This window comes from Peribacillus sp. FSL K6-1552, from assembly GCF_038005205.1.
In the GTDB taxonomy this organism is placed as follows: Bacteria; Bacillota; Bacilli; order Bacillales; family DSM-1321; genus Peribacillus; species Peribacillus butanolivorans.
The window spans coordinates 3,259,519-3,274,908 of the sequence record NZ_JBBOST010000001.1; the positions used below are offsets into that span (position 1 = coordinate 3,259,519).

General features: G+C 33.9%; 13 protein-coding genes. 5 read left to right on the plus strand and 8 right to left on the minus strand.

All coding sequences use genetic code 11. The features are described 5' to 3' along the window. Positions 1–260 precede the first annotated feature (260 nt). The gene (locus tag NST21_RS15645; protein WP_340890092.1) at positions 261–1,625 is read left to right on the plus strand and encodes a C40 family peptidase; all 1,365 of its coding nucleotides are present in this window, start codon (positions 261–263) and stop codon (positions 1,623–1,625) included. Positions 1,626–2,016: 391 nt separating this feature from the next. Here the strand turns inward: NST21_RS15645 and NST21_RS15650 are convergent, their stop codons facing one another. Continuing rightward, positions 2,017–2,283: a hypothetical protein gene (locus NST21_RS15650; RefSeq protein WP_057216891.1), complete on the minus strand. Its 267-nt coding sequence runs from the start codon at positions 2,281–2,283 to the stop codon at positions 2,017–2,019. Positions 2,284–2,732: 449 nt separating this feature from the next. On the opposite strand from NST21_RS15650, the gene NST21_RS15655 reads away from it, so the two are divergent. The 3 genes from NST21_RS15655 (at position 2,733) to NST21_RS15665 (ending at position 5,761) form a co-directional block, all read left to right on the plus strand. After that, the gene (locus NST21_RS15655) at positions 2,733–3,197 is read left to right on the plus strand and encodes a GNAT family N-acetyltransferase (RefSeq protein WP_056523612.1); all 465 of its coding nucleotides are present in this window, start codon (positions 2,733–2,735) and stop codon (positions 3,195–3,197) included. Between the two features lie 497 nt (positions 3,198–3,694). Then, positions 3,695–5,026 (plus strand): oligosaccharide flippase family protein, encoded by a 1,332-nt coding sequence (locus NST21_RS15660; RefSeq protein WP_340890098.1) that lies wholly within the window; start codon positions 3,695–3,697, stop codon positions 5,024–5,026. A gap of 543 nt (positions 5,027–5,569) precedes the next feature. Further along, the gene (locus NST21_RS15665; protein ID WP_057216887.1) at positions 5,570–5,761 is read left to right on the plus strand and encodes a DUF3934 family protein; all 192 of its coding nucleotides are present in this window, start codon (positions 5,570–5,572) and stop codon (positions 5,759–5,761) included. Between the two features lie 563 nt (positions 5,762–6,324). Here the strand turns inward: NST21_RS15665 and NST21_RS15670 are convergent. From NST21_RS15670 to NST21_RS15685, 4 genes are all read right to left on the minus strand, one after another. Next, positions 6,325–7,248, minus strand: a complete 924-nt coding sequence (locus NST21_RS15670; RefSeq protein ID WP_057216885.1) for a Gfo/Idh/MocA family protein — start codon at positions 7,246–7,248, stop codon at positions 6,325–6,327. Positions 7,249–7,871: 623 nt separating this feature from the next. Continuing rightward, positions 7,872–8,498, minus strand: a complete 627-nt coding sequence (locus NST21_RS15675) for a metal-dependent hydrolase (protein ID WP_201185093.1) — start codon at positions 8,496–8,498, stop codon at positions 7,872–7,874. Positions 8,499–9,339: 841 nt separating this feature from the next. Then, positions 9,340–10,257 carry a hypothetical protein gene (locus NST21_RS15680; protein WP_053346303.1) on the minus strand — a complete coding sequence of 306 codons (918 nt, stop codon included), beginning with the start codon at positions 10,255–10,257 and terminating at the stop codon, positions 9,340–9,342. Between the two features lie 476 nt (positions 10,258–10,733). Continuing rightward, positions 10,734–11,627 carry a selenium metabolism-associated LysR family transcriptional regulator gene (locus NST21_RS15685; RefSeq protein WP_340890104.1) on the minus strand — a complete coding sequence of 298 codons (894 nt, stop codon included), beginning with the start codon at positions 11,625–11,627 and terminating at the stop codon, positions 10,734–10,736. A gap of 126 nt (positions 11,628–11,753) precedes the next feature. Between NST21_RS15685 and NST21_RS15690 the strand changes: the two genes are divergently transcribed. After that, on the plus strand, positions 11,754–12,779 hold the full coding sequence (locus NST21_RS15690; protein ID WP_340890105.1) for a YeiH family protein: 1,026 nt from the start codon (positions 11,754–11,756) through the stop codon (positions 12,777–12,779). Positions 12,780–12,801: 22 nt separating this feature from the next. Here NST21_RS15690 and speD read toward each other — a convergent pair whose 3' ends face one another. From speD to NST21_RS15705, 3 genes are all read right to left on the minus strand, one after another. After that, positions 12,802–13,638 carry an adenosylmethionine decarboxylase gene (gene speD, locus NST21_RS15695; protein WP_057218614.1) on the minus strand — a complete coding sequence of 279 codons (837 nt, stop codon included), beginning with the start codon at positions 13,636–13,638 and terminating at the stop codon, positions 12,802–12,804. Between the two features lie 140 nt (positions 13,639–13,778). Further along, entirely contained in the window at positions 13,779–14,450 is a 672-nt protein-coding gene (locus tag NST21_RS15700; protein WP_053346307.1) for an ABC transporter permease, read from the minus strand. Positions 14,451–14,467: 17 nt separating this feature from the next. Next, positions 14,468–15,385 (minus strand): osmoprotectant ABC transporter substrate-binding protein, encoded by a 918-nt coding sequence (locus tag NST21_RS15705; RefSeq protein ID WP_340890109.1) that lies wholly within the window; start codon positions 15,383–15,385, stop codon positions 14,468–14,470. Between the last annotated feature and the right edge of the window lie 5 nt (positions 15,386–15,390).

The following is a 15,390-nucleotide window of genomic DNA, read 5'->3' on the forward strand; positions in this document are numbered from 1 at the left end:
TCTTTCTAAAACCCTTCAACAGGATCTATCTCTACCGAAAATTACTATATTATCAATAGAAGAAACCTATAGATAACTATTATTGATACACACCAATTGTCCTGAAACACGACATCTAGTAACAAAACTGTAACATTAGAAATTATTTTGTATTATTCGAAACACTTTTTTATTCTATTTGTCATGGTTTTTATATATTTCATAGCCCTATAATATAAAGGTTAAATATTTTTTTACCACATCAGGAGGAACTTTCCTATATGAAGAATTCGAAAAACTCTTTTATTCTCGCGGGAACTATTATAGGTACCCTATTTGCCAGCACTTCTGCTTATGCTAGTTCTTATCAAGTTAAATCGGGTGACACCCTAGACGAAATTTCTAAAGCACATAATACAACTGTCCAAAAATTAAAATCTGAAAACAATTTGACTAGTAATCTTATTTTGCCAGGTCAAGTTTTAAAGATTAATGAATTCAACTATAATAAAAGTACAGATACAAAGGAAAAATATGTAGTTAAACTTGGGGATTCTTTATCTACAATTGCTAAAAGATATAATCTTTCTCTTAGTTCATTGATTAAATTAAACCCTGAGATTTCTAATTCAGATCGTATACATATTGGCCAATCTATCCGTGTATCTGGACAAGCCCCTACATCTAGTTCAACAGCTAAAAAAGGTAGTTCAAGTGATACCTATACAGTCAAATCAGGTGACACCTTAGACAAAATTGCTAAAACACATAATACGACTGTCCAAAAATTAAAATCTAAAAACAATTTGACTAGTAATCTTATTTTGCCAGGTCAAGTTTTAAAGATTAATGAATTCAACAAATCTACGAATAACAGTACTAATACAACAGAAAAATATGTGGTTAAACTTGGGGATTCTTTATCTACAATTGCTAAAAGATATAATCTATCTCTTAGTGCATTAATTAAATTAAACCCTAATATTTCTAATTCAGATCGTATTCGTATTGGCCAATCTATCCGTGTATCTGGACAAGCCTCTACATCTAGTTCAACGGCTAGCAAAAGTAGTTCAAGTAAAACCTATACAGTCAAATCAGGTGACACCCTAGACAAAATTGCTAAAGCACATAATACAACGGTAAATTCTTTACTTTCTTTAAATCCAAGCATTTCAAATGCAAATACTATTCATACTGGTCAGTCTATTAAACTTTCTGGAAAAGCTACATCATCTGTAGCTAAAAAAGAGTCCATATCAACTAATTCAGCACAAGCTGATAAAATATTAGCTGCTGGTGCGAAATATTTAGGGGCTAGGTATGTTTATGGTGCAAGCACATCACGTACTGACATATTTGATTGCTCTTCATTCACATTGAAAGCATTCCAATCTGTAGGTATTTCCTTACCACGAACTTCATCGGCTCAATCCCAGGTTGGGAAACTTGTATCTTCGAACACCTTGCAAAAAGGAGATTTAGTATTTTTTGATACCAATAATGATGGAGTAATTAATCACGTAGGAATTTATGCCGGTAACGGTCAAATGCTTAATGCTTCAACATCTAAAGGTGTATCTTATGCAAACATTAACAGTTCTTACTGGGAACCTCGCTTTGTAAAAGCAGTTCGTGTTCTTTAACTAAATTCATATATAACAAATAATAATTGTTAACTACACTAAGTCCCCATTTTGATTTTAAATGGGGACTTAGTGTAAAATTCCAACTTAATTTGTAAGAGTCAATGGATGTTCGGAAACAGCTAGCCTTATCGAGTCAGTAAAGCAACAAGGCTAGTAGTATTGTCCAAAAGAAACAAACTCATAGTATCAGATGAAAAATCTTCAAATCAGTAGCTAAAGGTTTAACTCGTTTACTAAAAGTTGAATTTCGTTTGCTTCCAGCGATTGTAGACTTTGCATTTAAACGGAATCCCTTTACCATTTCACCCTCAAAAATAACAGCAGCTTTTAATTTAGGATAACAAATATGTAATTAAGCAAAAAAATAAAATCATCTTAAACGATGATTTTATTTTTTTGCATATTCTTTTAACCGAGGCAGGATTGGTTCCAAAATTTCCTTGGCTATGTAATCTGTATCTAATCCAATAAACTGTTTGCCTTCTAAATCGACTGATCTAGCCTTTTCCGGATCATTGCAAAAAATAAACGAGATTATTCCGTTATCTTCTGTCATATCTACATATTTGAATGTAATATCATGTTGTGTTAAACAACTTTCAAACGCAATGCATAATTCATCAATGTCTGACTTACTAATAGATGTAAATTTCATTTTGATCATCTCCTCTGAATACAGAATAGCAAAATATAGGCTGAATTACAAAGTGAATATATCCTCTAGTAGAAGGCCTTTACTATTTATCCGGCATTTCTAATCTAGGGGAAAATTGAAAAATCACTAAATTTTTTTAACTAAGTTCATCTGGTTTAGCCAAAACTTTTAATAATAAAACAAAGGTCACTTTAAGAGTGGCCATCATGAGAATGAAATAATCAGTGATTAGAAAAAGCTGTGGTTTTTCCGCAAAATATGCGATGACTTGAATTAGAATAAATTTTAAACAAACTTTGTTCTCTAAGCGTCTATTGTGGCTTTTGGATAAAGTCTCATTATTTATAAAAAAAGATGAATTAACATTATTGAGCTAACAGGTATGCGATAGTTTTTTAAAATATATTATGTTTAATAGAAGAATTATCAATATATTAGGAGGGAATTAAATGGTTACATTAAAACCTATTAAACAAGAGGATTTCAAGCAATATATTATTCATGCAATTGATGACTATGCAAAAGACAAAGTTGCTTCTGGAAATTGGAGTGAAGATGAAGCAATGGATCTTTCTAGGAAAGAATTTACTCAACTTTTACCAAAAGGTGAAAAATCCGAGTTTAATTATATATTCTCTATCTTTCACGACCAACACATAGTCGGAACGATTTGGATTGCACAAAAATCACCTACAAATAATGACGAAGGCTTTATTTATGATTTTATTATCTTTGAGCAATATCAAGGGCTGGGATATGGTAAGAATGCAATGAAAGAAATTGAAATTATCGCTAAAGAATTAGGAATGAAGAAAATTTCACTTCACGTTTTTGGCCATAACAAAATTGCACGTGGATTATATGAAAAGTCGGGCTATGAAATTACGAATATCACGATGACAAAATCAATTTAAATAAACTATCGCATCGTGCATAAAGGTAACTTCCTATATAACTTAGAGTATTCTTCGTACTTAAACCTTGAAAATGATCAAACTTTATTCTAAAGTAACATCTATCTATACGCTCACCATACGATAATGTGCCATTAGCTGAAGTCCTAGAAAAATCTATGGATTAAATCAATGTGCCCCAAATAAAACAAAGATGATTATCAACGATAAAAATGAAAATTCTTAGCAAAATCCAACAGGGTTTTGTTATTTTTATTTCCGTACTTTTTTCCGAACGATTTAAGGGGAAAAATATTAGTATGAAAAGATTAATGTGAAGGTTAAACTATGCTCACTTTCCATTAAGGAGTTCTTAAAAAAACTTACATTCTTAATCTAAATTTTTTTAGTAAAACCGTGATAAGTCAATAAGTACCTCCGCTTTATGTCCTTCCTTATGAATATTCCATGGCATGTCTCATATCTTATACAAACACCTTTGTTAGGAGTGTGCCAACATGAAATCTTTCTATAAAGGAACGCTCATTTTGATTGTCGCAGCGTTTTTTGGTGAATGTATCGAATTTTTAGTGAACATGATCCTAGCCAGGGAATTACAAGAAGAAGGCATGGGGCTCTATATGTCTATATTGCCGATTTTCTTTTTGATATATGTGATTGCCAGTCTTGAATTACATATTTCCATTTCAAAATTCGTGGCAGAAAATAAACACACATTGCATTATAATCTTGTGATACATGCACTTAAAATGGCTATGGTTGTAGTGCTGGTTATGTGTGCCGTCATGCCTTTTATTCTTACCTTTTCATCCATAATGGACAGATACCACCCATATATAAAATGGCTGCTTATTACCTTAATCCCTATAGTCGCATTTTCGTCGATTGCAAGAGGATATTTTATGGGCGTTCAGCAGATGGGAAAGATTGCATTTTCCAACTTTTTAAAAGATATTATTCAATTTGGATTGCTGTTCATCATCTTTACCTTATTTAATTTTAACCAGGAAAAGTCCCTGCTGATGGCCTTCTTTGTTTTAATAGGCAGTGAGTTCCTCGTCTTTTTATACCTGATTAGCCTGTTGATTCTTCAAATGCGTATTATGAAGCGTGGTACAAACTCGCGTACCCCTGGTAGATATGCACGTCAAAAGTTGCTGGAGGTTTCACTACCTACTATGGGACTAAGAATCTTTCACGCAATAACAAATGCGATTCAACCTTTTCTGATTCATGCTGCCCTTCTCTCAGCAGGATTCGGCGCGGTAATGGCTACTGAACATTTTGGGATGCTCACAGGGGTTGCGATGACTATCGGCTTCTTCCCTGCTTTTATTGCTCATTCACTAATGATAATGCTTATCCCTAATGTATCGAATGCTTACAAGAGACAGGATGAGGAAAAATTGAGAGTCTTATTACAAAAATCGATGTCTTTTACTATCTTGTATGGGGTTCCTGCAGTGGTCTTTATTTATCTCTTTGCGGAACCTTTGACCTCACTCTTTTTTTCCTCCACTTCAGCTGCTTATTATTTAAAATTATTATGTCCTTATTTTCTTTTTCACTTTTTTGTTATTCCGATGCAAGCCTATCTTATTGGCTTAGGCTTAGTTAAAGAGGCTTTTTTCCATACTGTGTGGTCACATATCGTCGCCTTTGTGATGATGTATATTCTCGGCTCCCAAGCCTCTCTTAACATGGGAGGCATCATCTTAGGCATGAATACAGGTGCTGTATTATTAACCCTTATGCATTACTTAACTATATGTAAAAAAATAGGGATAAGCATCTGGTTAACAAAATCGAGATCTATAATAATGAAGTGATTTCATAAATAAAGCTAAGGCTAAGACCGGATAAAGGTACAGGCAAGAAGGGTAAAAAAACCGAACGATCAATATAACATATGTAGTTAGACGTTAAACACTCGAATGATTCAAAATGTCAGCAAAAATAACGGTGACAAAACTCAAAACCTTTTTAAAATATTCAAATAAATTGTAAGAAAAATGACACTCCTCAATCAGGCTGTGTCTTTTCTATTTTTATGAGGGTGAATTAATGTAGATTTCAACTTTGGGATAATTTTTTTATCTAAGCAGGCTTTTACGTTTGATAAGATTGATTTTCGTTGTCATTATATCCGTATAAAAGCCATTAGGCACTTTTTTAAGCGTGCTTGTTACTGAATGAATAGTGTTTAAATATAAATCAGATAAATTGTATGCCAAACAATTTATAAATAAAATTAAAAAATATTGAGCCTTTCTCTGTACTTATCTCCTTAGTTGATGTATATTTCAACATACTTGGATAATAATCAAGTAAAATGGTTTAAACTAACCATACAATATTAATGGAGTGATTTCATGAGTAAAGCTAAGGCTAAAACTGGAACAGGTAAAGGTACAGGTACGGGAACGGGTAAGAAGGGTTGGAATCGTTGGAAAACTAGTGCCAACAAGAAAAAGAGCGCAAAACCTTATGTAAGTAAAGGCGTTAAACACGCGAACGATTCAAAGGCAACTACCAATAATACTGGTGATAAGTCTGAAAAATAATCATTATGTAACTCCTATGAGTTAAATTAAAGGTTAAATTTATGTTCCATATTCTCATACAGGGTATTTAGGCACTTTGAAAAATCTGTATGAGAGAATTGGGTCAAATAGATTAATAACTCTAACTTTCTTCATTCTATAGCTATTGAATTAAACAAGAGCATTTATATATAATAAAGAAAAAGACACTCCCAAACCGGTAGTGTCTTTCGTGTTCATTTGAGGTTTTTTTAAATTTATGCAGCTACAATCACGAAATGTTTATCTCATCTGACTTTAATGTTTGTTGGGTTAACTTTTTTCGATGATAACTTTGTGTTAAAACCGTTGTAGCCTTTTTAACAGAGTTTGTTTCTGAATGTATGGCTTCACCAACATCTTGAGCAGATTCAAGCAAAGGGTCAACATTATAAAAATGTACTATCTGTTCAGTTTTATTCATAAGCTAAGTGATTTTCGACATAAGAAGGAACGAATTTTCTACTCTAAGAAATTTTGTCTCTTTTTGCTAGACTCTTTGTAAAAAGTTAGAAAGCGCTCCAATATCATTAAATTGATATTATTTATTTGGCTACTGCTTTTAATAATTGATTGACTAATAATTGAGATTTCAGACCTTCTAGTCCATCAATCAGTGGTTTCTCATCATTTTGAATACAATTAATAAAATGTTGTACAGCATCTTCAAATCCTCTTTGCTTTAACGTTGTATCCCAAGATGGAGAAAATGAAGTTGAGTGGCTGTTATTAGAAGCAATTTCTAAAGTATTCATGTTCCTAACACTTAAAATTGCTCCATCTGTTAATAGTTCAAGCCTCTCAAGGTTAGTACCTGCTTTTCGATGCATGTCTGTAAAGAAAGGTATACCCTCCTTGGATTTATAAACATGTCCTGCATAAACAAGGTAATTCTCACTACTGATATTTACTGTTCCATGCAGCACATCTAAATCACCATTAGCTAACCATCTTGCAGTATCAACTACATGTAAATAATCATCTAACATTCTAAAATCATAAGAATAAGGTCCCATACTATCTGTTCTATGTTTTTCTATACGAACTGATGCTATGTTTTGAGCTTGTTGTTTTGCTTGTACATACATAGGAGCAAAGCGACGATTAAATCCAACCATAAGCTTTCTTCCTGATTTTTCACTTAACTCTACTAATTTTTCAGCTTCAGCAACAGTTGCAGCTAATGGTTTATCGACATAAACATCTATTCCTTTAGTTAATAGAGAAGATACGACTTCAAAATGTGAGCTAGTGGAACTATGTACGAAAACAGCATCACACTCTGCAGCGAGTGTTTGTAAGCTATTAAAATCTTGAATACGATACTGATTGCAAATCATTTTTCGTTTATCTTTACTTGGTGAAAAAGCACCTACAAAAGACCAATCCGTTTCTTTAGTAAGGATTGGTAAATATGCTTTTTGAGCTATACTTCCTAAACCTACCATGCCAATACGAGGTTTTTTCATGTTTGACATCCTTTGCATTGATATTGTTAATAACAAAATTAGTTTACACTGTTTCAGTTGTAAAGCCAAATGAACAGATTATTTTTGCATGTGGTCGTGATAGGAGTATCAAGTGAACATACTCGAGTCTGTCAAATCCCTTTGTTATTTTGTAGTTCAGATTCAATACTACTATTTAATCACGAACATGGGGCGTACAACCTTTTCATGTATGGTATTAACATCAAAACTCTCTTTTTCAAAATCTTCGAGAACGCGAATAATTTTCTCTATTTTTTCTCCTTCTTCCTTCGTCAAAAACTCCAACAATTATTCTTTCATACAATCCGTCAATTTTTATTCTTCCACTTTTATACTTTTTCACTTTGTTTGATTGCATACATTAGTACGAATTCATGCAATCTCCACTAGTCTATCTAAGCGTCTGTCCAAAAACTCTAACTGATCAAGAGTCGTATCATCTGAAAATGAGGAAGATAAGTTAAATTTACCCTATAATAGTTACTATTTCCTATTATTTTATACTTAATATTTTTTTACTTTATCAAAATATCAAAAATACCATATCTCATGATTAATAGTAAAAGAAACAGTGGTTCTGACAGAACCACTGTTTCTTTTACTTAAAATTCCTTTGAGAAAAATGGCAAGAATAACTTTACTCCTCGTCTATTAAAAGGTAAAAATTTCATATCCGCAATTAAATGACTTATGTAGCCTAATATACAAGTAGTGAAAATCCCCTCTATCCCCAAAGATGATTCGAATTGATGAGCAATGACGCCAAAGAAAACGATGCCAGCAATCGAATGCGTATAACTTCTATGAGGTGTGAAAGATGCTAGAATTATATAGATACCTAACAGCCATAACCAGTTTTCCTGTAAAGATAGGCCGCCTCCTAATACCCCTAATCCTGTCAGGGTCAGCATATGCCTTTGCGTTATAAATGTAGATATTATAATAATGCCAATTCCTGCTCCTACACCAACCCACTTTTCCGTTTCAGAACCTTCCAAAACGCTATAAATAATCATGAGAATCCCGATGGTTTGTGCTAACGTTCGGATGAACTTATGTGAAAAGGTAATTCTATTGCTTAACTTCCCGTCAATATCCATGTCGGGCATTAGACCTGAAACACCCCCAACCCCAACTAAGAATAAAGTAGTAGTTGGATCGGTTTGAAGTGTGTTTGCTGTTAAAAATCCCACTGCTGCTCCTAATGCCATATGCGCTGTCCCGTTCACTGTCTCTCTCCTGTTCTTCTAAGAAGTTATCTTACATATCACAATCGAATGTTTGTTCGAACACCTTGCTTTTTAACTATACAATATTTTTTAATGAATTTCTTTATTTCTTTTAAAAAAGTGGGATTATTCCTTGATTTCAAAATAAGAAGAACCTTATTCCCTCTTTGTAATGTTCTTAGAATCCTTTGATTTTTGTTCACTCACTTCTAGTCGTATCACCATTTTCAGGTTAAATAGTTATTGGGCTATCCTACTCGTGAAAATCATGAAAAACGAAGAGGCAATAAGTGCTAAAATTCAAAATAAATCATGAACATTATTACAAAGTACACAAAGAGGAATTGAAATAAAGAATATGGAAGCTCATCCTGGTGTCGCTAAGCTCGATGCAATAAGGGAGATTTCTCTTTGTGAGAAAGAAGCTCATAATGCTTAAGTAAATATAGCTACACAAAGCTAACCAGAAATGTTAGAGCCAAGTAGACTTCGTCTTGACTTACACTATAAAAATCTATAAAAATACTATATTGAAATTAACCTTATTAAAGGCTCGTATTTATATACAAAACCTTTAAAAATTTTTTTCTAACGAGACTTTTTTATTAGAAACTTTATCAATAATATGAATATACTAATCTATAAGGGGAGTGATCCAAATAGCCTTTCTAAACGCCTTCAATAATTTTAAAAAAGGGAAAAAGTCTAAGAAAATAAAAAACATGGATTTTAGAGAGCAACACGTAAAGAAATCTTCTGAGCTTATTGGTAATAATGTAATCGTCCAAAATATAATTAACAATCACCTTACAAAAAAAAATAACCACTTGTAGGGTGGTTTTTATTTATCGTATGAAATTTCTTCATTCTTCACCATCGTCAACGTTACATCATATATATAGTTATATTGTAGATAATAATCGTATATGACATTGTGTAGAATTTTTATTAGTGATTTATCGAAGGTATCGAATTCCGTTTGATAACTGCTTAAAACCGTGACAAATTTGCCGTCTAGGTTTTCATAATAATGCAAGAGAAAATTCTTATAATATTCACTGTCACTGTTGCTTTTATTCGTTATACATGGATCACCAGTTTGGATGGACTTATCAAGCATCGATTTGATGGATTTAGGTAGCTTAGCTTTTTTGAATTGATTTAAGTTATAAATTTCATAAGTAAAGTCAAGTCCTAATTGATTGGAATAAAACTCGATAGTACTATCCAATGTATAAATTAAGGGAGCTTTAAAATCCTTACTATTTGCAATCTCCTCTGATATCTCCAGCTGAAATTCCTCAGATGTTAAATATGCTGCAAATTTCATTTTTGAACTGCTCACGCTAAACACCTCAAAAACAGCTGCATCTTGTTTTTCAATCTCAATTTCTATATTAAAAAACTTAAAGTGTTTTAGCCGGTAAAAAGCAATCGGTGCTAAAAGAAAAAGTAGTATCCACACTAGGTAAAGAAATAATGTGTTGAAGATTATTTGATAAAACTCAGATGTTACAATCGGTTCTATGATTAACGTTATCAATGTATGTTCAAAGCCTTCAGAAATAGCTGGATTCTGTGTATTTACGGGATTGACGACTTTATCAGGCTCCTTCCACGTTTGGATTCCTAATAGGGCCATCGCAACCAGTGTATAAACAAAAATCAAAATAGTCCCAATCACATATAATTTTGGCATGAATCCTATAATTCTGTCGAAAACAGAAATTCGCTTATTTTTCTGCTCCTCTATAGCCAATGTGGACGCTCCTTTTACAAATTAATATAAAATAGAAAAAGTCAATAAAGGGACCAAAAAAGCATTCTAGTCTTTTCCTATTTAATAATATGTTTGTAATCAAGCGAACATACGTAAATGTTGGTTGAGGGTAACTGATTTCCTTTTTTAATCCATTCTGAAACAGTTACCTTCCCGTTTGGCTTGATATTTACAGCCATTTCTATGTCATCTATGAAGTTTCAATTTCTAGTTTTATCCACACCAACATTATGACGTGGGTATTATCATATGTCCTAAATGTAACAGGATCTATGTACCTAGTGTCACGACGATTGCACCCCGAAATTCGTGAACTTCCCTTATACTTGAAATTAAGGCTATTACGGGTTCTTAAAGAAAAGGAATAATTCGAAAGCGCTTTCGATTAAATCAAAAATGCCAGGCTCCTCAATTGTGTAAATGAGGAGGTCAGCTTTTATACATAGAATTCCGTATCATTTTAGTTGTCCTTTTATCGCAAATTCTCTCACTTTATTTAAAAACAACTCCAAAGCTTTTGATGCTTCGAAATCTTTCTTTTTCACCACTGAAAAAGGTCTAATAAAGGCTTCATTTTTCAAATGAAAGGTCCTCAATTCACCGGTTTTCAGTTCTTTTTGCACGGTTAATCGGGATAACAGTGCAATGCCAAGACCAGCCATAACTGCTTCTTTCACTCCTTGAATACTGGTAAAAATAAAGCTTCGTTTTATGTTTAGATCTAGTTTGTTTATAAGTTTATCTGAATACGTACGAGTTCCCGACCCTTGCTCCCTAAGTACCCATGTTTGATCCTGAAGCATGGCACCATCTATGATTTCCATTTGTGAAAGTGGATGATCAGGCGGAACGACGACAATCATTTCATCATTCATGAATGAGTTAACATCAATATCTTTATAATCCGTTTCCCCTTCAATCAGACCTATATCAATCTGGTTAGAACGTACTCCTTGAATAACTTCATTAGAATTTGAAATAATAATTTGAATATCAACTAGAGGATATAGGACAGAATATTCCGCCAAAACTTTCGGAAGATAATATTCTCCTATTGTAAAACTAGCCCCAATTTTTAGAGTCCCACTTACCACGTTATTAAAATCATTAATTTCTCTTATTGCTGTCTCATAGTGATTCAGCATTTGCTTTGCATGCCTATATAAGATTTTTCCAGGCTCTGTTATTTGAACCTGTTTCGGAGAACGGTAAATCAGTTTCGTCCCCAATTCATTTTCCAGATTCCTTATATGAAGGCTAACTCCCGGCTGTGACAGATTAAGAATATCACCTGCTCTTGAGAAATTTTTCTGTTCGATTACGGTTACAAAAACCTTTAAAGGATCCATAGTTACCTCCTCTTTATAATTTATTTTATCATAAGTAAAAGTGATTATTACAATAGCAAATATATATTTCACTTATTTTTAATTTACCCTTAAAGTAAAGGAAACAATATAGATGGAGTGTTCAACTTGGGAAAAACAGCGAGAGAAACAAAAAAGCTTGGCTTTATTAAAGGGATAGTTTTAACCCTACTAATTGCTATTGCAGCAAAATTCTTGGCAGAGCTCCCCTTCCTTCATATAATGGGGCAGCTCGTCATAGCGATATTAATAGGGGTGTTTTGGAAATCCATAGTCGGCTTGCCTGATTATGTCGTTACGGGGACCAATTATTCTAGTAAGGTTCTTTTGCGATTTGGTATTATTTTGTTAGGGATGCGTTTGAACTTAAAGGATATTTTTAATGCTGGACCAAAAACTTTTGCTGTCGGAGCTATTAGTCTTGTATTTGCTATATTAGTAGTTTATGGATTGACCCGTCTTTTTAAGGTCGAAAAAAAGCTGGCTATTTTGACAGCCTGTGGAACAGGAATTTGTGGAGCTGCGGCTGTCCTTGCGATTTCCACACAAATTAAAGCAAAAGAAAAAGATACAGCGATTGCCGTGGCAACGGTTGCTGTATTGGGAACAACCTTTACATTTGGTTACACCATTCTTTACCCATTCCTAGGTTTATCAGATCAGGGATACGGAATTTTCTCGGGAGCTACACTGCATGAAATTGCTCATGTAATTGCCGCTGCAGCACCAGGTGGAAATGAGGCAGTTGATATGGCAGTCATGGTCAAGTTAACTAGGGTTGCCTTACTCATTCCTGTTGCAATATTAATTGGATTCATAATGAATTTGAAAGAGCGAACAGCTAATCCTGGGAAGAAATTTTCATGGAAATCAATACAGGTTCCTTGGTTTATTTTAGGATTTTTAGCAACTAGTGCTATTTATTCTACAGGAGTAGTACCTGAAGCTATAGCTGAATCCATTGTTTCGCTTTCTTATATCCTCATGGCAATGTCTATGGCGGGACTCGGATTAAATATTGATCTTGTAATATTCAAGAAATATGGTGGGAAACCATTCGTTGCTGGTCTAATCGGTTCAATCTTATTATCAATTCTTGGTTATGTTTTAGTCCGTGTTTTACAATTAAATTAAAATTCACAAAAACAAGCATTCCTTAATTGGAATGCTTGTTTTTCTTTAAAAGATGCGGAACGTTAGCTCCATAAAAGATTTCATCCATCTCTGTTTGTAGCCTTTCTATAATTTCCTGTCGTTCCTCTGAATTTAATTTTTCTTCTGTAAAGCCGAATAAATAATTATTAATATCAAATCTTTTCAACTTACATTTCGTATGAAATATATTTTCCTGATACACATTGACGTCTATCATATCATATAAACTCTTTACTTCATCAGGGATATAATTTTGAATGGAATTTATATCATGATCAATGAATAATTTCCGTCCATATTTATCTCGTGTAAATCCTCGGACACGGTAATCAATTGTAATTATGTCAGTGTCAAAGGAATGTATAAGATAGTTAAGTGCTTTTAGAGGAGAGATTTCTCCACAAGTAGATACATCGATATCAGCCCTGAATGTACTAATACCTTCATTCGGATGATATTCAGGGTATGTATGAACAGTAATGTGGCTTTTATCCAGTTGCATGACAACATTATTGGGTAAAGGGCCGGGGGATTCCTCATAGGTACCAGTCGGAACTTCGACCACAGGTCCTTCGGAAACAAGCATCGTTACACTTGCCCCCTGTGGAATATAGTCCTGTTTCGCCGTATTCAAAACGTGTGCTCCAATTAAATCCGAAACGTTTTGCAAAATCTTCGAAAGCCTATCTGCATTATACTGTTCATCGATATATTCTAGGTAGGCTTCGCGTTCTTTCTTTGTTTTTGTATAACAAATATCATACATATTAAAACTTAATGATTTCGTAAGATTATTAAAACCATGGAGTTCAATTCGTTGTTCTGGTGTAAGTTTCATGATCGATTCCCCTTATTTTTTTTACAACTGTTCTTATAGTTACCCTTTATTAGAAATAAAAAACTAAAGGGAAGAATTTATGGCTAATAACCTTAATAAAAAAAGAGCAGTTGCAAAAAATATGTAACTGCTCTTTTTCCCTATTTTGCTTCGGATTGTATTAATTTCTTTCTTTTAATCGGTGAAAGTGCACGTTCTAACCACCCTAATAAAATGTCAGCCAGAATAGCCATTAATGCTGTTGGTATAGCTCCTGCGAGAATAATTGCGGTACCATTCGAAGCATTAGTTCCCCTGACAATGATATCACCCAGTCCACCTGCGCCGACGAATGTGCCGACTGCAGTTACACCAATCGCAACGACAAGTGCCGTTCGTAGACCAGCCATGATGACAGACAGGGATAATGGCAGTTCGACCATTCCTAGTAATTGGAACTTCGTCATCCCCATAGCCTTACCCGATTCTAAATAGGCATGATCAATGTTTGTAATTCCTACATACGTATTTCTTAGAATTGGTAGTAAAGAATATAAAAACAATGACAAAATAACTGTGTTTGTCCCCAGCCCCATTACTAACATAAGGAGAGCAAGCATTGCTAAGGCTGGTGTGGTTTGTATGACATTAGTTATCGAAAACACCCAATTACTCAACTTTTTATGCTTTGCGATGAATATACCTAGCGGGATAGCAATGATTGCTGCAAATAGAACTCCGTAAGCAGACATTAAAAAGTGGCGATAAAATTCAGTTAGTACGTACATCCAATTCTGGGAGTAATACGTTCCCAGTTGTTCCAAGGTTTCCATTAGATTGCACCTCCCATTTATTCAAAATAATTATGTGCTTCAAGGAACTCCGTTGCTACAATCGATGGTTCTTTCAAGTTTCCATCAACTTCATAGTTCAGTTCCTGCATCGTTTCGGTTGTGATTTCTCCAATTAACTTAGTTAGTTGATTTTCTATTTCCGGATATCGTTCTAACGCATCTTTCGTGACAACAGGTGAACAATCATAAGGAGGGAAATATTGTTTGTCATCTTCTAAAAGCTGCAAATTATTCACCTTAATTCGTCCATCTGAAGAGTATGCGAGGACAATATCCATCTGACCATTTTTGACAGCGTCGTAAACTAGTCCAATTTGCATCGGATAGGTTTTTCCGAATTCTAATCCATACGTGTCTACGAATCCCTTATAGCCGTCCTCTTTTCTTTTCAGCCAAGCACTATCGACACCTAATCTCAAATTCCCTGCATCTTTTTCCAAATCCGATATTTTTTTATAGCCTTTTTCCTCTGCCAATTCATTTGATATCGTAAATGCATAAGTATTATCAAATCCATAAGAATCGTAAAATTTGAATCCAAATTGTTTTTTAAATTCCTTTTGAACAATTTCCATTGCCTTTACTGGATCTTTTTCAATATCCTGAGCTAAAACACTCGTTAAATCCGTCCCCGTATAACGAGTTGCGGCTACATCAATATCCCCACTTTCCATTGCTTGTTGCTGTACGAAATTCGAACCTAAATTTTTAATAATCTTCGTATCAAGGTCTGTATTTCGTTCAAGTAGTTGTGCTATCATGTTAGCCAAGATTTCGGATTCGGTCATACTCTGCGCACCAATTTTAACCGTTTTTTCAGAAGATGACCCCAACCCAGGCAACGAGCAGCCGCTGATGAATAATGAAAACAATAAAAGGGTAGTAAAACTTATTTTTCTTATCTTTTTATACATGGTAT